Genomic DNA, 17,592 nt, shown 5'->3' on the forward strand with positions numbered 1-17,592 from the left:
GTGATGGTGGAGACGCCCGCGAGCGCGCTCACCATCGACGAGCTAGCCGGGACGGGGATCGACTTCGCCTCCTTCGGCACGAACGACCTCACGCAGTACACGCTGGCGGTCGACCGGAACAACGAGCACGTCGCCGACCGGTTCGACGAGCTCCACCCGGCGGTGCTGTCGCTGATCGAGACGACCATCGAGACGTGCCGCGAGCTGGGCGTCGACACCAGCATCTGCGGACAGGCCGGATCCAAGCCGGAAATGGTCGACTTCCTGGTCGAGCAGGGGATCTCTTCGATCTCCGCGAACATCGACGCGGTCCGCGACGTGCAACACGAGGTCAAGCGGAAGGAGCAGCGGATCCTGCTCGACTCCGTACGCTGACAGGGCGCGAACGCAACCGATAAATTGCCCTCCCGGCAACCCTTGCCCATGCAGCAGGCCGCCCCGCAGTCGTTCGACCGGGTGCTCTCGTCGATGTGCACGAAGCCGCATCCGGCTGCGCGCGAGGCGGCACAGCGGTTTTTGTCCGCGAACCCCGGCGACCCCGCGACCTACGGGACGGTCGCGGAGCTGGAGGAGCGGGCGGTGGAGTTGCTCGCGACTGTCACCGACCACCCCGACCCCGAGACGGCCCCCGGGTACGTCGCCTCCGGCGGCACGGAGGCCAACGTCCAGGCCGTGCGGGCGGCGCGGAACCTCGCGGCGACCGACGATCCGAACGTGGTCGCGCCGACGAGCGCGCACTTCTCGTTCACCAAGGCGGCCGAGGTGCTCGGCGTCGAGCTCCGGACCGTGCCGATCGACGACGACTACCGGGCCGACCCCGCGGCGGTCGCGGCGGCGGTCGACGACGACACGGCCCTCGTGGTCGGCGTCGCCGGTACCACCGAGTACGGGCGCGTCGACCCGATCCCGGAGCTCGCCGCCATCGCCGAGGAGGCCGGGACGCGCATGCACGTCGACGCGGCGTGGGGCGGGTTCGTCCTCCCGTTCACGGACCGCGACTGGAGCTTCGCGGACGCGGCGGTCGACACCCTGACGCTCGACCCCCACAAATTCGGGCAGGGTGTGGTGCCGGCCGGCGGGCTGGTCGCTCGGGAGCGAGAGACGCTGGACGCGCTGGCAGTCGAGACCCCGTACCTGGAGACCCCTTCACAGGCGACGCTCACCGGGACCAGAAGCGGTGCCGGCGTCGCGGGCGCCGTGGCGGCGATGGAGGCGCTCTGGCCGGCGGGGTATCGGGAGGCGACCGAGCGGGCGCAGGCGAACGCCGACTGGCTGGCGGCGGCGCTGACGGACCGCGGCTACGACGTCGTCGAACCGGACCTGCCGCTGGTCGCGGCCGCGATTCCGGACGACGACTTCGACGCGCTCCGGGAGGCGGGCTGGAAGGTCTCCCGGACCGCGGCCGACGAACTCCGGGTCGTCTGCATGCCGCACGTTACCCGGGAGGCGCTCCGGGAGTTCGTGCGGGATCTGGACCGACTCGCGGACGACTGACCGAATGGCGGATGTCGAACGGATGTGGCGAACAGGCGGCGCGTGACGACGGCTGCCCCCGGACGCGCGCCGCGCGACCGCCTCGACGCCGCGGGGGTTCGACTCAGGCGATGCGGCGAGTGGCCGCGTTATCCCCCTTGAACGTCCGCCCGGCGGGGCGACGCGATACCAAATGCGTTTTAACGGCCGGTGTCCAACCCTCCCTCAAGGTAATTATCCATGGAGATGCCACGACGCTTCAATACGTACTGTCCGCACTGCGACTCCCACCAGGAACACGAGGTGGAGAAGGTCCGCTCCGGCCGCGCGACCGGCATGAAGCGGGACGCGCGACAGCAGCGTCGCGCGCTCGCGGTCATCGGCAACGCGGGCGGGTACTCGAAGGTGCCCGGTGGGGACAAACCCACCAAGAAGACGCACCTCAAGTACCGCTGTGGCGACTGCGGCAAGGCCCACATGCGAGAGGGATGGCGCGCCGGTCGGCTCACGTTCCAGGAGTAAGCATGGCGGGCAACTTCTACCGCGTCGCGTGCGGCGACTGCGAGAACGAACAGATCGTCTTCGGCAAGGCCGCCTCGACCGTCTCCTGTGCGGTCTGCGGGACGACGCTCGCGACCCCCACCGGCGGCGAGGCCGACATCGAAGCCGAGGTCGTCGAAACCGTTGAGGCACGGTAATCGCCTCCCCCATCCATCATGAAGTATAGCGGTTGGCCCGAGACGGGAGAGCTGGTGGTCGGCGAGGTCGACGAGATCACCGACTTCGGCGTGTTCGTCGACCTCGACGAGTACGAGGACAAGCGCGGCCTCTGTCACATCAGCGAGGTCGCCTCCGGCTGGATCAAGAACGTCCGCGACCACGTCCGCGAGGGGCAGACGGTCGTCGCGAAGGTGCTCGACGTCGATGAGTCGTCACAGCAGGTCGACCTGTCGATCAAGGACGTCAACGAGCACCAGCGCAAGGAGAAGATCCAGGAGTGGAAGAACGCGCGGAAGGCCGACAACTGGATGCTGCTCGCGCTCGGCGAGGATGTCGACGACGACCGCTACGAGGCGGTCGCGAACGCCCTCCTCGTGGAGTACGAGTCGCTGTACGACGCCTTCGAGGCGGCGGCGATCCACGGCGACGAGGCGCTGGAGGACATCGACATCGACGAGGCGGACGCCGCGGCCATCGTCGAGACCGCCCGCGAGAACGTCTCCGTCCCCTACGTCAACGTCACCGGCTACGTCGACCTCACGTGTGCGGCCCCGGACGGCGTCGACGCGATCAAGGACGCACTGGAGGCCGCCGAGGGGAACGGCGAAGTCCCCGAGGAGATCGAACTCACCGTCGCGTACGTCGGCTCGCCGGAGTACCGCCTCAAGGTGCAGGCGCCCGACTACAAGACCGCCGAGGACCAGCTCGAAGCGGCCGGCCAGCGCGCCGTCGAGGCCATCGAGGCTGTCGGCGGTGAGGGCGAGTTCCACCGCGAGCGGCGCGAAGAGGACGAGTAACCCCTCTTCTCTTTCGTGAAGTCCGACATCCGGGTCTGTTCCGACTGGCGCACCGCCCACGAGCGGCCCGTCTACACGCTCGGCGAGACGTGTCCGGAGTGCGGCGCGGCGACCGAGAACAGCGCCCCGGCCCCCTTCTCGCCGGAGGACCCCCACGGCGAGTACCGGCGGCGGGTCCGGCGCCGGGCCGACGACCGCTGACGGGCGCGGTCGTCCGGGCGGTCGCCGACCCGTTCGCGAGGGATGACGATGGGCCGCCCGCGGAGCCGGAACCACCGAATAGCCATCCTCTTTAGTCGCCCGCCCCGGGATCGGGTATGGACGAGATCGACATCGAGACCGTCGCGGACCCGGACCTCGAGGACCCAGTACTGATCGAGGGGCTCCCCGGCGTGGGCCACGTCGGCAAGCTGGCGGCCGAGCACCTGCTGGAGGAGTTCGACTCCGAGCTGGTGCGACGCGTGTACGCCACGGAGTTCCCGCCGCAGGTGAACGTCGACGACGACGGCGTCGCCTCGCTCACCTGCGCGGAGTTCCACGCGGTCGAGACCGAGGGCGCGGACCTGCTGGTGTTGACCGGCGACCATCAGGCCGCCACCAACGGGGGCCACTACGAGCTCACGTCGGCGTTCCTCGACGTGGCGGAGTCGTTCGGCGCGGAGCGCGCGTACGCGCTCGGCGGCGTTCCCACGGGCGAACTGGTCGAGGAGTACACGGTCCTCGGCGCGATGAGCGACGAGTCGATGCGCGAGGCGCTCGACGACGCCGGCGTGGAGTTCCGTCCCGACGAGCCCGCGGGCGGCATCGTCGGCGTCTCGGGACTCGTGCTCGGCCTCGGCGCGCGCCGCGGCTTCGAGGCGGCGTGTCTGATGGGCGAGACGAGCGGCTACCTCGTCGACCCCAAGAGCGCCCGCGCGGTGCTCGAGGTCCTCCAGGAGCTGCTCGGCTTCGAGGTCGACTTCGAGTCGCTGGAGGAGCGCGCCGAGGAGATGGAGGAGGTCGTCGGCAAGATCCAGGAGATGCAGGAGGGTCCGGCGGGTCCCGCCGAGGACGAACTGCGGTACATCGGCTGAGGCAACGTCGTCGGTGTTCGACGAACGTCGTTATCGCTCGCCCGAGACGGCGCTCGGCTTTACTACTTTCGTAGCGAACGGACGTCCTTCCTCCCGGTTCCGGCAGGCATTTACCTGATCGACGATGAACGATTATTCATGGCTGATGCACGCGTCGCCGGGGTCGGGCTCACCCACTTCGGGAGCCACCCCGAGCGCACCGGTCGGGATCTGTTCGCGGAGGCGGCGCTCCGCGCGTTCGAGGACGCCGGCGTTCCCCGCGAGGATGTCGACCAGCTCAACTACGGCAACTACATGGGGTCGATCACCGAGAACCAGGGCCATCAGGCGCCCCTGATGGCCGAGGCGGCCGGACTCCGGTGCCCGGCGACGCGCTACGAGGAGGCGTGCGCCTCCGCGGGCGTGGCGGTCCGGGAGGCCGTGCGAACGGTCCGGGCCGGACAGGCGGACGTGGTGCTCGCCGGCGGCATGGAGCGGATGAGTCACCTCGACACCGACGACGTGACGGCGGGGCTCTCGACCGCCTCGGACGATCTCTTCGAGGTGCGTGCGGGGATGACGTTCCCCGGCGCGTACGCGCTGATGGCGCGGGCGTACTTCGAGGAGTACGGCGGGACGAAGACGGATCTCGCCAACGTCGCGGTGAAGAACCACGCCAACGCGGTCCCGAACGAGTACGCCCAGTACCGCACGGAGATCAGCGTCGAGCAGGCGCTGGACGCGCCGGACGTGGCGACGCCGCTCGGACTGTACGACGCCTGTCCGATCACCGACGGCGCGAGCGCGGTCGTGGTCGTCTCGGCGGAATACGCCGCCGAGCACGACGTCGACGCGCCGGTCCGCGTCCGCGGCACCGGACAGGGCACCGACAACATGGCCCTGCAGGACCGCGCGCACCTCGCCCGGACGCCGGCCGCCGACGACGCCGCGGAGATGGCCTACGCCGACGCCGGCATCGGGCCGGACGACGTGGACGTGGCGGAGGTCCACGACTGCTTCACCATCGCGGAGGTGCTCGCCACGGAGTCGCTCGGCTTCTTCGAGCCGGGCGAGGGGATCGACGCCGCCCGCGAGGGCGTCACGACCGCGGACGGCGACCTGCCGATCAACCTCTCGGGCGGGCTGAAGGCGAAGGGTCACCCGGTCGGCGCGACCGGCGGCTCGCAGATCGCGGAGCTGACGCGGCTGCTCCGGGGCGACCACCCCAACAGCGAGCACGTCGCGGACGCCGAGGTCGGCGTGGCCCACAACGCGGGCGGCACCGTCGCCAGCGCCGTCGTCCACGTGCTGGAGGTGGCCGAATGAGCGACCGCGTGACCAACACCGGCTACGACGAGTGGCTGGACGCGCTCGCGGCCGGCGAGGGGTTCTACCTCGAGTCACCGGAGGGGCACGGCTCGCTCCCGCCGCGGCGCGTCTGCCCGCACTCCGGCTCGACGGACCTCTCGGAGGAACCGCTCCCCGACGTGGGCGCCGTCGAGACGTTCACCGTGGTCCACGTCGCGCCGCCCTCCTTCGCGGGCGAGGCGCCGTACGTCACCGCGGTCGCGGACTTCGGTCCGGTCCGGATCACGGGCGTGCTCGTCGACGTGGAGCCCGCAGACGAGGAGATCCCCGTGGGACTGGAGGTCGAGGTCGACGTGGCGACCCACGGCGAGGACGACGAGCGCGCGGTCGTCCTCCGACCGGTCTAACCGGGCGACAGAAATCGCTTTTCTGGCTCGGCGACAGAAATCGCCTTTCTGGCTCGGCGACAGAAATCGTTCCGCCGAGCGCCGTTTTCGGTCCTCGGTCTCACCGAACTCGTCGGGCTTCTGCGAGTCGAACGGGAGCGGTGCGGTCGTGAGGATGCGGCCGACAAAAGGGCGGAGGGGGGTCCTACTCGGTGGCGACCGGGCCGGTGCCGACGACCGCCTCGACCGCGTCGACGAACGCCTGTCGGGAGTCGAACAGGGTCTCCTCGGACTCCGCGAGCACCGCCTCGAGGTCGCGGGGCCCATCGGGCGTGCGGATCGTCGCGTCGCCCTCCTGGTCGACGACCTCGCTCTTCGGCTTCGGCCACGTCAGCCGGGCGGCGACGCGCGCGATCGGCTGCCCCGTCACGTCCGGGCCCTCGCCGAGTTCGACCGCCGGCTCTTCCTGGGTCTCCTCGTCCTCGCTCATGCCCGCGGGTTCCGCCGCGGCGGGCCTAATACTTTCGAAGCCGCGCGGTCGCGAGGCGGTCGGAGGGACCGGCGCGACGACGCGCTCTCGGCGCCGCGTCACGCGAACGTCTGACGTAAGGTTTTCACGGAGGGCGCCGAAGTGCGCCCATGACCAGTCTCTCGGAGGCGTACGGCGAGCGGGGACGGTCGACGGCGAGCCTCCGGCGGCTGTACCTCGGCGTGGGGCTGTTTGTCGCGGGGGCGCTGATGGTCGTCGCGGGCATCCTCGCGGCCGGGACGGACATCGTCGCCGGCATGGAGGGCTACTCGCTGGGTGACGCGCGGCTGTACGGCGGCGTCCTCGGCGGCGTCGGCGTCCCGTTGGTCCTTCTGGGGCTGCTGACCGTGCTCCCGGCCGACCGTTCGACGCGCGCGGCCGCGGTCGTCGGCGCCGCGGTGTCGGTCCTCGGCGTCGCGCTGTTCGCACACGCGTACCCCTGCCAGTGGATCGGCAACACCTGCGCGGTCGACGCCGTCGACCTGACGCTCCCCACGGCGGGCGTCTACTTCCTCGGCATGGCGGCCTCGTTCTGGTGTCTGTTCGTCGGCGTGGCGAACTTCAAGACGCGCAACGACCCCGGCGGCACCGTGACGATGGAGGTGACCCACAAGGGCGAGACGAAGGTCGTGGAGGTCGAGCGCGACCAACTCGGCGGTCTCGGCGGCATGGGGTTCCTCGGCGGTACGCCGGACGGCGAGGTGGAGACGCAGACGAACGGGCCCGACGGCGGCGGCGCGGCCGCGAGCGACGACGGCGCGGAGGTCAGCCACACCTCAGACCGCGACCCCGCCGACCGGACCGGCCGCGGGACGCGCTCGCACGGCGGCGCCGGGCCGGGCACCCCTAGCGCGAGCGACGGCGGCGAGGACGAGCGCGGCCTCTCCTCGCCGATGGACCGCGGCGACGACGATGACGATGTCGAACTGATCGAGTGATCGCGACTTTCTAACGGCGTCGGCCGGCCGCTCGTCCGCTACAGATCCGCCAGCCGCGCCGCCACGTCGTCCCAGTGGCTCCCGCGCCAGAAACACCGACCGCAGTCGACGCACCGCCAGACACCGGGGGGATTCCCGTCGGGACGGCGCTCGCCGCTTCCCACGCTCGCGGTCTCGTCGGGCACGTAGTCGGGGAGGTCGGCGTCGACGGGGACGCGTTCCAGGCGGCCGTTGCACCGGCCGCACCGCGTCGGGGTCTCGGGCAGGTCGACCGGGACGCCCGCCGCCCGGAGCTCGCGCAGCTGGTCGAGCACGTCCCGTTCCGTCAGCAGGACCGCATCGAGCCCGCGGGCCTCGGCCCGCTCGACGAGCTGGCGGTCGCGGGTGAGGAGCGTCCGGTCCTCCGCGGCGGCGAGGTCGAGCAGGCGGTCGTCCGCCTCCGCGTCGCGGTCGAGGGCGTAGGCGGCGTCGTACCCGCACATCCGCAGGTACGTGGCGAGGGTCCCACACATCGCGTCGAGCAGGAACGGGCCGTCGCGGGACGCGTCCGCCCCCATCAGTCGTTCAGGAACGCCCTCACCTCGGCGGCGGAGCGCGCGTTGAGCACGTCGCTGCGCTCGGCCCATCCCCGGCGGGCGGTGTGGACCCCGTAGCGGACGTGGTCGAACTCCCGCGGGGCGTGGGCGTCGGTGTTCACGGCGATCGTCGCGCCGGCCTCGACGAGCGCGCGGACGGCGTCGCCGTTGGCGTCGAGCCTGGCAGGGTTGGCGTTCACTTCCACGGCGACGTCCTCGCGGGCGGCGGCCTCGCCGAGACGCTCGAAGTCCACCGTGAGCCCGGGCCGGCTGTTGATGAGCCGTCCCGTCGGATGACCGAGGATGTCGACCTCGGGGTGCTCGACCGCGCGGATCAGGCGGTCCGTGGCCCCCTCGTCGTCCTCGTCGAGCGCGGCGTGTGGGGAGGCGACGACGATGTCGAGGTCGGCCAGCACGTCGTCGCTCGTGGTGACCGCCCCGTCGGCGTCGATGTTCGCCTCGATCCCGTGGAACACGTCGATGTCGGCGTCCTCCCGGACCCGGGCCACCTCGTCGGCCTGCTCGCGGATGTCTTCGTCCGTGAGGCCGGTGTCGCCGAACACGCCCGGTCCCTCGGCGTGGTCCGTGACGGCGTGATAGTCGTGACCGCGGTCGGCGGCCGCGTCGACCATCTCCGCGACCGAGAACCCGCCGTCGGACCACTCCGTGTGCGTGTGGAGGTCGCCGCGCACGTCCCCCTCCTCGACGAGGTCCGGGAGGCGTCCCTCGGCGGCCGCGTCGACCTCTCCGGTGTCCTCCCGGAGTTCGGGCGGGATCCACGACAGGTCGAGCACGTCGTAGACGCCCTCCTCGGTCTCGCCGGCCACCCGCTCGCCGACGCGCTGGCCGCCTCCCGTGTCGTTCGCGTCGCCGTCGGCGTCCTCGTCCACGTCGGAGACGTCGAAGACGCCGTACTCGTTCACCTTCAGGTCGCGGTCGATGGCGCGGTTGCGGACCCTGATGTTGTGGTCCCGCGAACCGGTGAAGTACTGGAGTGCGGCGCCGAACTCCTCGACGACGACGGTCCTGAGGTCGACGCGCATGCCCGATGCGCGCACGCTGGCCTTGTTCGTGCCGGCCTCGATGACGGCGTCCGCCTCGTCCCAGTCGGCGAACGCCTCGACGACCGCCTCGCCCGCGTCCGTGCCGACGAGCACGTCCACGTCGCCGATGGTGTCCTTCCAGCGCCGGATCGAGCCGCACACCTCCACCTTCGCGACCGGCTCGACGTCCGCGAGGAACGACAGCGCCGCCTCCGCGACGGGGCGGGCGTCGCCGAGGCGCTCGCGCTCCTGCGCCTGTCGGGCGAAGTCGACGTTGCCGAGGATGTTCTCCTCGGTCTTCGCGCCGAATCCCTTTATCTCGCGGATCTCGCCCGCCTCCGCGGCCGCCTCCAGTTCGTCGAGGGTGGTGATACCCAGCTCCTCGTAGAGCGTCCCGACCGTCTTCGGGCCGACGCCCTCGACCGCGGTGAGCGCCGCCATGTCCGCCGGCAGCTCCGACCTGAGCTCCTCCAGCTCCTCGATCGAGCCGGTCTCGACGTACTCGACGATCTTCGCGGCGATGGCGTCGCCGACGCGGTCGATCTCCGCGACTGCGTCCTCGCCCTCGCCCGCCAGTTGCTCGATGGGCGCGGGGTAGTCGCGGACGTTCTCCGCGGCGCGGCGGTACGCCGTCGGCTTGTACTCGACGCCCGTCGCGTCGAGGAGGTCCGCGAACTCCTCCAGCAGGTCGGCGACCTCGTCGTTCCGGCTCATCCTGTCCGGCGGTTCGCGCGGCAGGTCCTTATAACCGGAGCCGGCGACGGGGCCCGTCACCACGGACCGACGCCGTTTTGCCACCCCCTCGGGTACTACCCGGGCGTGCCACTCGGAACGCCCCTCCTGCCGGAACTGCTGTTGCTCGCGGCGGGCGTCGTCCTCCTCTACGGCGGCGCCGAGCTACTGGTGAAAGGCGCCGCCGACCTCGCGCTCGGGTACGGCCTGCGCGCGTCGACGGTCGGCGTCACCGTCGTCGCGTTCGCGACGACCGCGCCGGAGCTGTTCGTCTCCATTCTCGGCGCGGTCACCGTCTCGACCGACATCGGCCTCGGGGCCATCGTCGGCTCGAACGTCGCCAACATCGGCCTCGTCCTCGGCGTCTCCGCGCTGATCCGTCCGCTCGACGTCTCCGAGACGGTGTTCGAGCGACAGGTCCCGTTCATGGTGCTGGCGGCGGTGCTGCTCGTCGCGCTCGGCTGGGACGGCCGGCTCGGCGCGGTCGACGGCGTCGTTCTGCTGGCTGCGCTCGCGGCGTTCACGTACGTCGTCATCCGCCGCGTTCAGCAGACGCAGTCGGAGATCTCGGAGGTCGAACGCGAGGGGATGCCCGACGCCGGCGCCGCCGAGGCCGCGTACGTCCTCGCGGGGCTCGTCACGCTGTTGGTCGGCTCCCGCTGGCTCATCACCGGCGGCGAGAGCCTGCTCGCGGCGTTCGGCTTCTCGGACCTGTTCATCGGGCTGACGGTGCTGGCGCTGGGCACCTCCCTGCCCGAACTCGCCGCCTCCGTCGTCGCCGCGGTCCGGGGCGAGGCCTCCTTCAGCGTCGGCAACGTCGTCGGCTCGAACATCTACAACGTCCTCGCGGTCATCGGCCTCCTCGCGCTCGTGACGCCGGTCGGGGTCGCGCCCGGCGTCCGCGCCTTCGAGTTCCCGATGCTGCTCGCGTTCACCGCGCTGGCGGTCGGAGTCATGTGGTGGCGCAAGCGCGTCACGCGCCTCGACGGCGCGGTGCTGGTCGCCGCCTACGTCGGCTTCGTCTACCTGCTGTTGCCCTGATCGGGCGCCGTTTTTTCTTGGTCCCGCCGTCGCGAACCGACGCCGCCACCGCTCCGAACCGACGCCTATTCGGCCGCCGAGCGCCCACCGCCTGTAGTGATCGCCATCGTCGTCAGCCGGGCCGATAAGGCCTCGACGCACATCGGAGAGCAGTTGCTGGAGGCCGCGGAGTGGGAGGAGCGGACGGACGACGACCGTCCGGACGAGGCGGGCGGCGGCACCTACTACCGCCGGCCGGGCTTCGAACTTCGGGAGTTCGCGGACCTCCACATCGAGCTCTCCGACCCGACGCCGGCCTTCGGCGGCCCCGACGAGGAACCGGACCTGCTGGCGTTCGTCTCCAGACACTCCGGCGAGACGGGCGCGCTGCTGACCGCCCACTTCACGGGCAACTTCGGCCCCGCCGAGTACGGCGGACGGGACGGAGAGCTCGCTCGCGCCGCGCCGGCGGCTCAGAAGCGGCTGGTCGACGCCTTCGAGCGCCACGCGCCCGAGGGGTACGAGGTGGGTATCGAGGGGACCCACCACGGTCCGAGCGAGACGGCCGTCCCCTCGCTGTTCGTGGAACTCGGCTCCGGCGACGCGCAGTGGGACGACCCGGACGGCGCCCGCGCGGTCGCCGAGGCGGTGCTGGACCTGGCGGGGACCGGGCCGGACCTGATCGGCGCCGACGGCCGCCCGAGACACGTCGTCGGCTTCGGCGGCGGCCACTACGCGCCGCGGTTCACGCGCATCGTCGCGGAGACCGCGTGGGCGGTCGGCCACGTCGGCGTCGACTGGCAGCTGGCGGAACTCGGCGCGCCCGCGGCGAACCCCGACGTGATCGAGCGCGCGTTCGAGCGGAGCCGAGCGGACCTGGCGGTCGTCGACGGCGACCGGCCGGACCTGGTCGCGACCGTCGAGGACCTGGGCCACCGCGTCGTGAGCGAGACGTGGGTCCGCGAGGTGAGCGACCGGCCGCTCGCGCTCGTCGCGGCGCTGGAGGACGCGGTCGGACCGGTCGACGGGGGCCTTCGGTTCGGCGAGCGGTCGGTTCCGGTCGAGCGGGACGAGGGCGCCGACGCGGTCCGCGAGCGGTTCGCGGTCCGGTCGCTGCCCGCGGACCTACTGGAGCGCGCGCAGGGCGTCGACGCGGACGCCGCTCGCGCCGCGGTCGAGGCGCATGCGCTCGCGTTCGACACCGAACAGGCCGGGACGCGGGCAGCCGGGACCGCGGCGTTCGCGGAGCCCGGGGACCGCGCGGCGCTGGTCGAAGCGCTCGCGGACGTGTTACGGGACGCCTACCCTTCGGTGACCGTGGAGCCGGACGCGGTCATCGCGCGCGAGGAGGCGTTCGATCCCTCGCTGGCGGCGCGACTTGGCGTGCCCGAGGGACCGAAGTTCGGCCGGCTCGCGGGCGGCGAGGCGGTGTCCGTCGACGGTCGGGAGATTCCGCCCGAGGAGGTCCGTCGACAGCGCGAGGTCAGGTTCGAGCGCTGACCGCGGCGCGTCGACCGGGCTCGCCCGCCGATCCGGCCGCAAACGGTGTCAGACTCCCGTCCGACGCAGGGGGAAAGATAATTAGTCTCCCTCCAGTAAACGACTCCATAATGGATTCTATCGTTGACGACGCCATCGACGAAGCCGAGGACTCCGGCGCGGAGGAGTTCGACGGCGCCGGCGGCGGGGACGGGAGTACGGGCGGTGATGCCGGGACGAGTGCCGGGAGCGCGCCCCAGACCGGGATGATGACCGACGAAGAGCTGGAGGACGTGTTACAGGACCTCCAGACGAACATCACCGTCGTCGGCTGCGGCGGCGCGGGCGGCAACACCGTCAACCGCATGATGGAGGAGGGGATCCACGGCGCGAAGCTCGTGGCCGCCAACACCGACGTCCAGCACCTCGTCAACATCGAGGCGGACACGAAGATCCTGATGGGCCAGCAGAAGACCCAGGGCCGCGGCGCCGGCTCGCTTCCACAGGTGGGCGAGGAGGCCGCCATCGAGTCCCAGGAGGAGATCTCCGACGCCATCACCGGCTCCGACATGGTGTTCGTCACGGCCGGCCTCGGGGGCGGCACCGGCACCGGCTCCGCCCCCGTCGTCGCGAAGGCCGCCCGCGACTCGGGCGCGCTCACCATCTCCATCGTCACCACGCCCTTCACGGCGGAGGGCGAGGTCCGGCGGACCAACGCCGAGGCCGGCCTGGAGCGGCTCCGTGACGTCTCCGACACGGTCATCGTCGTCCCCAACGACCGCCTGCTCGACGCGGTCGGGAAGCTCCCCGTCCGGCAGGCGTTCAAGGTCTCCGACGAGGTACTGATGCGCTCCGTGAAGGGGATCACCGAGCTGATCACCAAGCCGGGCCTCGTCAACCTCGACTTCGCCGACGTGCGCACCGTGATGGAGAAGGGCGGCGTCGCGATGATCGGCCTCGGCGAGTCCGACTCCGAGTCGAAGGCGCAGGACTCCGTGAAGTCCGCGCTCCGCTCGCCGCTCCTGGACGTGGACATCTCCGGCGCCAACTCCGCGCTCGTCAACGTCACCGGCGGACAGGACATGTCCATCGAGGAGGCGGAGGGCGTCGTCGAGGAGATCTACGACCGCATCGACCCCGACGCGCGCATCATCTGGGGGACCTCCGTCGACGAGGAGCTCGAGGGCGAGATGCGCACCATGATCGTCGTCACGGGCGTCGAGTCGCCACAGATATACGGCAACAACGACGCGCCCCAGCCCGCGGGCGCCGCGGGCGGCGCGTCCGGCTCCCCCGAGGGCAGCGTCGAGGACATCGACTACGTCGAGTAGTCGCGCAGGCGGCGGTACGCGGTCGCGAGCGGTTTTTTGACTGCAGAACGGGAAGCCGCCAGCCGCGGCTCCGCGGTCGGTTGCCGGTTCGGTCGAACGGCGCCGTGACCGGGACCGTCGAAACGGGGGAAACTTGGAGAGGCGGTCAGCAGGGACCGCTGGCGCGGCGATGCCCGGCCGCGCCGCCACGGGAGAATGTGGGCCGAGGTGCTCGGGGGAGGGGACGAGGGTCGGCGCCCTACTCGAACTGCGCGACGGCCTGCTCGTAGCGGGCCGCGGGCTCGTCCCAGTCGACGACCTCGAAGAAGTTCTCGACGAACTCGCCGCGGGCCGGGCCGTAGTCGTGGTAGTAGGAGTGCTCCCAGACGTCCAGCGCAAGGACCGGGTGGCTGCCCCACAGCGCGCCCTGGTCGTGCTTGTCGACGACGACGTTCCGGAGCCGGTTGCTGAAGGAGTCGTAGACGAGGAGCGCCCAGCCGCCCGCGGCGGAGGCGGCCGCCTCGAACTCGCCCTTCCACGCCTCGTAGGAGCCGAAGTCCTCGGCGATGCGGTCCGCGAGCTCGCCCTCGGGCTCGTCGCCGCCCTCGGGGGACATGCTCTGCCAGAACAGGTCGTGGAGGACGTGGCCGGAGCCGTTGTGCGTGACGTTCCGCAGCGCGCCCGCGGAGTCGGAGAAGTCGCCCGCCTCGCGGTTCTCGGCCAGCGTCTCCTCGGCCGCGTTCCAGCCGTTGACGTAGCCCTGATGGTGGGTGTCGTGGTGCCACGTGAGCACCTGCTCGGAGATGTGGGGTTCCAGCGCGTCGTACTCGTACGGCAGCGGATCGAGTTCGTAGTCGCTCATTGGATGCGTTTCGAGGAACGGGCGCCGCGAGTATGAACGTTCCCGGAAGCGGTTTTTTGTAGCGATCCTGATTATTCTGTAGGCGGGTATATCGCGCTTTTATAGGCTGTTTATCGCTCCTCTGAGAAATTCGTAACAGAAATCCGTCTGTTTCATGGTTCCGCGGGCGTGACGGTTATCCGCGGCCGCGTCCTCCTTTCGGACATGACCAGCGACGACGCGGCGAGCGGCGAGGCGACGGCGAGCGGCGGAGCGGGGTCCGAGAGCGGATCCGGTTCGGACGCGCCCGCGGAGCCGTTCTCGGGCGGGACGGTGCGGCACGGGACCGGCGTCACCTCCACGCGCGCGTTCCCGAGCGACGGCTACCCTGCGAACCTCGACCCGTTCGTGCTGTTCGAGCGCTTCTACATCGAACCGGACGAGGGGTTTCCCACTCACCCCCACAAGGGGTTCGAGATCGTCTCGTACATGATCGAGGGCGGAATGGAGCACGAGGACTCACTCGGCGTGGCGAACGTCGCCGAGGCGGGCGAGGCGATGCGGATCACGACCGGCCGCGGCATCGAGCACTCGGAGTTCCCCGCGGGCGAGAGAGGCTGTAACGGCCTCCAGCTGTGGGTGAACCTCCCTCGAGAGGCGAAGGAGGCTGAAGCGGACTACGCGGACGCGACCGCCGCGGAACTCCCGACCGCGGAGACCGACGGGGCGACCGTCACGACGGTCGTCGGGGAGGATTCGCCGCTGGAGCTCCGCACGCCGATGACGTACCTCGACGTGCGCGTCGACGACGCGTGGACGTGGGAACCGCCCGCGGACTGGGCGGGATTTCTGTTCGGCGTCGCGGGCGAGGGGAGCGTCGACGGGCACGCGTTCGGCGTCGGGGACGTTCGCGTGCGCCCGACGGGCGGCGGTCCGGTCACGGTCGAGAGCGGCGATCCGGACGAGAGCGGCGATCCGGACGAGAGCGCGGACGGGCTCCGACTCGTCGCGGTCGCGGGCCGGCCCCACGGCGAGCCGATCCGGCAGCGCGGCCCGTTCGTGCTCTGATCGGGCGGTCGATCGCGTAGCGAGCGCGCCCGTCGGTCGCTGTCCGAGCGGCTCCGGCGCCGAGCGCGGACCGTTTCGGGTCCACACCACAATATAGAAAAAGGGCGACCGCCAACCGAGAACCAACATGGACGTTCCGTACGACCTCAACAGCTACATTCGGGTGCTGAAGCTGGCCAGCACGCCGAGCTCCGACGAGTTCCTGCAGGTCTCGAAGATCGCCGGCGCCGGCATCCTCCTGGTCGGCTTCCTCGGGTTTCTGATCTACGCGATCATGAGTCTCCTGCCGGGGGTCGGCGTCTGAGATGCCGATCTACTCAGTGAAGACCACCGCCAGCCAGGAGCGCACCGTCGCCGACATGCTGGCGGAAAAGGAGATGCCGGAGATCCACGCCGTGCTGGCGCCCGACCAGCTCACCAGCTACGTGATGGTCGAGGCCTCTGACGGCAGCGTGTTCGCCCGCGTCCTCGACGAGATTCCCCACGCCCGCGGCGTCATTCAGGGCCCCGACGGCCCCGCGGAGAGCGGGTTCTCCGAGGTCGAGCACTTCCTCTCGCCGACGCCGGACGTGGAGGGGATCGCCGAGGGCGACATCGTCGAACTCATCGCCGGCCCGTTCAAGGGCGAGAAGGCGCGCGTCCAGCGCATCGACGAGGGGAAAGACCAGGTCACCGTCGAGCTGTACGAGGCGACCGTCCCCATCCCGGTCACGGTCCGCGGCGACCAGATCCGGGTACTCGACAGCGACGAGCGGTAGACGCCGTCACAGCGCGTCGTCGTTGAGGCGGTCGACGACCGCCTGTAGGTCCGCGGCCGCCTCGACCTCCTCCTTCACCTGCTCGCGCTCGCGGACCGCGGCGGCGTCCGCGTCGTACGCGCGAACGTACTCCGCGCGGGTGTGCTCGTCGAACGCGTGCCGGATCGCGAAGTAGCCGTCCGGCACGATGGTCCCGCACACCTTGCACTCGTGGCGCTGGTGTTCGGTCGTCTGGTGGACGATCGCCGACTCGACGTCCTCGAAGGCGGCGTCACAGTCGCCGATCCCACACGTCCAGCGGGGCATGATGAATCGGTCTCCCGACACGGGTATAACCGTTTTCCCACGGTCGCGCCGCGGCAGGCCCCCGCCGACCCGACGCGCACGCTACCGTCCGCCCGGAACCTGGTCCCGCCGGCCGCGACCGCGGCCGAGAGCGATACGCCTTTCCGGTGATCCGCCGAACACCCGCCCGTGTCACACACCGGGACCCGCGTCGACGCTCACGTGAAGGTGCTCGACGAGCACGTCGTCGCCCGGGCGAAGGCCCGCGGGATCGACGCGCTCGTGTACGCGCCCCACTTCGTCCGCCTCCCGGAGGTCCGTGCCCGCGCGGAGCGGTTCTCGGACGGCGAGCTGCTGGTGGTGCCGGGGCGCGAGGTGTTCACCGGCGACTGGCGGACCCGCCGCCACCTGCTCGCGATCGGGCTCGAGGAGCCGGTGCCGGACTTCATCACCTTCGAGGCGGCGCTCGCGGAGTTCGACCGGCAGGACGCCGCGACGCTCGTTCCCCACCCCGAGTTCGCGAACGTCTCGCTCACCCGGCCGGAGATCGCGGCCCACGCCGAGCGGATCGACGCCGTGGAGACGTACAACACCAAGCTGCTGCCCCACCAGAACGCCCGGTCACGGGACCTCGCGCGGGACGTGGGGCTCCCCGGCTTCGCCTCCTCGTACGCGCACCTCCGCGGGACCGTCGGGGAGGCGTGGACCGCCTTCGAGGACGACCTCGCGACGCCCGCGGACGTGGTCGCCGCGTTCCGCACCGATGCGCCCCGGCGGGCGGTCCACCGTGAGGGGACGGCCCATCGACTGCGCGGGCTCGCGGAGTTCGCCCACCTCGGGTACGAGAACACCTGGGAGAAGGTCGACCGCCTGTTCCTCTCGGGCGATGAGCCGACCCATCCGGACAGCGTCTTCTACGAAGGACGGTTCGACGACGTGAGCGTGTACTGATACGGCGCGTTTTCCGTATCTGGTGCTGATCCTGCTGATCTGACGGCACCACCTAGAAAGCCCCAGCCGGCTCTCCCTCATACGGTTTTTCTGTATCTGTTGTCGATCCTGCTGTGCTGGACAGCACCACCTAGAAAGCCCCAGCCGGCTCGACCGCACAGCACCGCAGGCCTCACACCTCCCCAGCCTCGGCCGCGGACCGGCCGCGGAACAGCACCGCACAGCAGGCGGCCGGCCCGCGACCTCCCTCGCGCGCGTTTCTCGCGCGCGCCGACTGCACCGCCCAGCACCGCAACCGCACGCCGGACGAACGTTTTTCGCGGATGA

The 17,592-nt window shown here is 71.0% G+C and carries 21 protein-coding genes and 1 pseudogene; 17 read left to right on the plus strand and 5 right to left on the minus strand.

What is annotated here, in order from left to right; genetic code table 11:
• From AN233_RS12875 to AN233_RS12915, 9 genes are all read left to right on the plus strand, one after another.
• Window positions 1–375: putative PEP-binding protein (locus AN233_RS12875; RefSeq protein ID WP_303645774.1), on the plus strand; the 375-nt coding region annotated here is incomplete at its 5' end.
• A gap of 48 nt (window positions 376–423) precedes the next feature.
• On the plus strand, window positions 424–1,494 hold the full coding sequence (gene mfnA / locus AN233_RS12880; RefSeq protein WP_058367177.1) for a tyrosine decarboxylase MfnA: 1,071 nt from the start codon (window positions 424–426) through the stop codon (window positions 1,492–1,494).
• Between the two features lie 219 nt (window positions 1,495–1,713).
• A complete protein-coding gene (locus AN233_RS12885; protein WP_058367178.1) occupies window positions 1,714–1,995 on the plus strand; it encodes a 50S ribosomal protein L44e in 282 nt (93 codons plus the stop codon).
• Window positions 1,996–1,997: 2 nt separating this feature from the next.
• Entirely contained in the window at window positions 1,998–2,171 is a 174-nt protein-coding gene (locus AN233_RS12890; RefSeq protein ID WP_058367179.1) for a 30S ribosomal protein S27e, read from the plus strand.
• Window positions 2,172–2,189: 18 nt separating this feature from the next.
• A complete protein-coding gene (locus AN233_RS12895) occupies window positions 2,190–2,990 on the plus strand; it encodes a translation initiation factor IF-2 subunit alpha (RefSeq protein ID WP_058367180.1) in 801 nt (266 codons plus the stop codon).
• Window positions 2,991–3,005: 15 nt separating this feature from the next.
• On the plus strand, window positions 3,006–3,191 hold the full coding sequence (locus AN233_RS12900) for an RNA-protein complex protein Nop10 (protein WP_058367181.1): 186 nt from the start codon (window positions 3,006–3,008) through the stop codon (window positions 3,189–3,191).
• Between the two features lie 116 nt (window positions 3,192–3,307).
• Complete coding sequence (locus AN233_RS12905) at window positions 3,308–4,063, plus strand: proteasome assembly chaperone family protein (RefSeq protein WP_058367182.1); 756 nt, start codon at window positions 3,308–3,310, stop codon at window positions 4,061–4,063.
• A 138-nt stretch (window positions 4,064–4,201) separates the two neighbouring features.
• Entirely contained in the window at window positions 4,202–5,368 is a 1,167-nt protein-coding gene (locus AN233_RS12910; protein ID WP_058367183.1) for a thiolase domain-containing protein, read from the plus strand.
• Complete coding sequence (locus AN233_RS12915; protein WP_176696693.1) at window positions 5,365–5,757, plus strand: Zn-ribbon domain-containing OB-fold protein; 393 nt, start codon at window positions 5,365–5,367, stop codon at window positions 5,755–5,757. Before AN233_RS12910 ends, AN233_RS12915 begins: the two co-directional genes overlap by 4 nt.
• 184 nt (window positions 5,758–5,941) lie before the next feature.
• On the opposite strand, the gene AN233_RS12920 is transcribed toward AN233_RS12915, so the two are convergent.
• Complete coding sequence (locus AN233_RS12920) at window positions 5,942–6,226, minus strand: DUF5789 family protein (protein ID WP_058367184.1); 285 nt, start codon at window positions 6,224–6,226, stop codon at window positions 5,942–5,944.
• Between the two features lie 149 nt (window positions 6,227–6,375).
• Here AN233_RS12920 and AN233_RS12925 point away from each other — a divergent pair.
• A pseudogene (locus tag AN233_RS12925) lies at window positions 6,376–7,164 on the plus strand (DUF7139 domain-containing protein); the annotation flags it as partial.
• Between the two features lie 77 nt (window positions 7,165–7,241).
• On the opposite strand, the gene AN233_RS12930 reads toward AN233_RS12925, so the two are convergent.
• Together AN233_RS12930 and polX are read right to left on the minus strand one after the other, a co-directional pair.
• Complete coding sequence (locus tag AN233_RS12930; RefSeq protein ID WP_058367186.1) at window positions 7,242–7,760, minus strand: Mut7-C RNAse domain-containing protein; 519 nt, start codon at window positions 7,758–7,760, stop codon at window positions 7,242–7,244.
• Window positions 7,760–9,535, minus strand: coding sequence for a DNA polymerase/3'-5' exonuclease PolX (gene polX, locus AN233_RS12935; RefSeq protein ID WP_058367187.1), 1,776 nt, complete (start codon window positions 9,533–9,535; stop codon window positions 7,760–7,762). The genes AN233_RS12930 and polX overlap by 1 nt, the downstream gene beginning before the upstream one ends.
• Window positions 9,536–9,640: 105 nt before the next feature.
• Here polX and AN233_RS12940 point away from each other — a divergent pair, with 105 nt between their 5' ends.
• The 3 genes from AN233_RS12940 to ftsZ all read left to right on the plus strand — a co-directional run bounded on the left by AN233_RS12940 (window position 9,641) and on the right by ftsZ (window position 13,383).
• Window positions 9,641–10,594: a calcium/sodium antiporter gene (locus tag AN233_RS12940; RefSeq protein WP_058367188.1), complete on the plus strand. Its 954-nt coding sequence runs from the start codon at window positions 9,641–9,643 to the stop codon at window positions 10,592–10,594.
• A gap of 96 nt (window positions 10,595–10,690) precedes the next feature.
• Complete coding sequence (locus AN233_RS12945; protein WP_058367189.1) at window positions 10,691–12,073, plus strand: D-aminoacyl-tRNA deacylase; 1,383 nt, start codon at window positions 10,691–10,693, stop codon at window positions 12,071–12,073.
• Window positions 12,074–12,183: 110 nt separating this feature from the next.
• Entirely contained in the window at window positions 12,184–13,383 is a 1,200-nt protein-coding gene (ftsZ, locus tag AN233_RS12950; protein ID WP_058367190.1) for a cell division protein FtsZ, read from the plus strand.
• Between the two features lie 238 nt (window positions 13,384–13,621).
• Here the strand turns inward: ftsZ and sod are convergent, their stop codons facing one another.
• Window positions 13,622–14,224 carry a superoxide dismutase gene (gene sod / locus AN233_RS12955; protein ID WP_058367191.1) on the minus strand — a complete coding sequence of 201 codons (603 nt, stop codon included), beginning with the start codon at window positions 14,222–14,224 and terminating at the stop codon, window positions 13,622–13,624.
• Between the two features lie 204 nt (window positions 14,225–14,428).
• Here sod and AN233_RS12960 point away from each other — a divergent pair, with 204 nt between their 5' ends.
• From AN233_RS12960 to AN233_RS12970, 3 genes are all read left to right on the plus strand, one after another.
• Window positions 14,429–15,271, plus strand: coding sequence for a pirin family protein (locus AN233_RS12960; RefSeq protein WP_058367192.1), 843 nt, complete (start codon window positions 14,429–14,431; stop codon window positions 15,269–15,271).
• Between the two features lie 127 nt (window positions 15,272–15,398).
• Window positions 15,399–15,575 carry a protein translocase SEC61 complex subunit gamma gene (locus AN233_RS12965; protein ID WP_058367193.1) on the plus strand — a complete coding sequence of 59 codons (177 nt, stop codon included), beginning with the start codon at window positions 15,399–15,401 and terminating at the stop codon, window positions 15,573–15,575.
• A gap of 1 nt (window position 15,576) precedes the next feature.
• Window positions 15,577–16,029 carry a transcription elongation factor Spt5 gene (locus tag AN233_RS12970; protein WP_058367194.1) on the plus strand — a complete coding sequence of 151 codons (453 nt, stop codon included), beginning with the start codon at window positions 15,577–15,579 and terminating at the stop codon, window positions 16,027–16,029.
• A gap of 6 nt (window positions 16,030–16,035) precedes the next feature.
• Here AN233_RS12970 and AN233_RS12975 read toward each other — a convergent pair whose 3' ends face one another.
• Window positions 16,036–16,335, minus strand: coding sequence for a DUF7565 family protein (locus AN233_RS12975; RefSeq protein ID WP_058367195.1), 300 nt, complete (start codon window positions 16,333–16,335; stop codon window positions 16,036–16,038).
• 168 nt (window positions 16,336–16,503) lie between these two features.
• Between AN233_RS12975 and AN233_RS12980 the strand changes: the two genes are divergently transcribed.
• Window positions 16,504–17,265, plus strand: coding sequence for a PHP-associated domain-containing protein (locus tag AN233_RS12980; RefSeq protein ID WP_058367196.1), 762 nt, complete (start codon window positions 16,504–16,506; stop codon window positions 17,263–17,265).
• Window positions 17,266–17,592: the final 327 nt, after the last annotated feature.

This window comes from Haloparvum sedimenti (assembly GCF_001462205.1).
In the GTDB taxonomy this organism is placed as follows: domain Archaea; phylum Halobacteriota; class Halobacteria; order Halobacteriales; family Haloferacaceae; genus Haloparvum; species Haloparvum sedimenti.

Coding starts and splice junctions, on each gene's coding strand:
- mfnA (WP_058367177.1), top strand. CDS start 424: ATGCAGCAGGCCGCCCCGCAGTCGTTCGACCGGGTGCTCTCGTCGATG.
- AN233_RS12885 (WP_058367178.1), top strand. CDS start 1,714: ATGGAGATGCCACGACGCTTCAATACGTACTGTCCGCACTGCGACTCC.
- AN233_RS12890 (WP_058367179.1), top strand. CDS start 1,998: ATGGCGGGCAACTTCTACCGCGTCGCGTGCGGCGACTGCGAGAACGAA.
- AN233_RS12895 (WP_058367180.1), top strand. CDS start 2,190: ATGAAGTATAGCGGTTGGCCCGAGACGGGAGAGCTGGTGGTCGGCGAG.
- AN233_RS12905 (WP_058367182.1), top strand. CDS start 3,308: ATGGACGAGATCGACATCGAGACCGTCGCGGACCCGGACCTCGAGGAC.
- AN233_RS12910 (WP_058367183.1), top strand. CDS start 4,202: ATGGCTGATGCACGCGTCGCCGGGGTCGGGCTCACCCACTTCGGGAGC.
- AN233_RS12915 (WP_176696693.1), top strand. CDS start 5,365: ATGAGCGACCGCGTGACCAACACCGGCTACGACGAGTGGCTGGACGCG.
- AN233_RS12920 (WP_058367184.1), bottom strand. CDS start 6,226: ATGAGCGAGGACGAGGAGACCCAGGAAGAGCCGGCGGTCGAACTCGGC.
- AN233_RS12930 (WP_058367186.1), bottom strand. CDS start 7,760: ATGGGGGCGGACGCGTCCCGCGACGGCCCGTTCCTGCTCGACGCGATG.
- polX (WP_058367187.1), bottom strand. CDS start 9,535: ATGAGCCGGAACGACGAGGTCGCCGACCTGCTGGAGGAGTTCGCGGAC.
- ftsZ (WP_058367190.1), top strand. CDS start 12,184: ATGGATTCTATCGTTGACGACGCCATCGACGAAGCCGAGGACTCCGGC.
- sod (WP_058367191.1), bottom strand. CDS start 14,224: ATGAGCGACTACGAACTCGATCCGCTGCCGTACGAGTACGACGCGCTG.
- AN233_RS12960 (WP_058367192.1), top strand. CDS start 14,429: ATGACCAGCGACGACGCGGCGAGCGGCGAGGCGACGGCGAGCGGCGGA.
- AN233_RS12965 (WP_058367193.1), top strand. CDS start 15,399: ATGGACGTTCCGTACGACCTCAACAGCTACATTCGGGTGCTGAAGCTG.
- AN233_RS12970 (WP_058367194.1), top strand. CDS start 15,577: ATGCCGATCTACTCAGTGAAGACCACCGCCAGCCAGGAGCGCACCGTC.
- AN233_RS12975 (WP_058367195.1), bottom strand. CDS start 16,335: ATGCCCCGCTGGACGTGTGGGATCGGCGACTGTGACGCCGCCTTCGAG.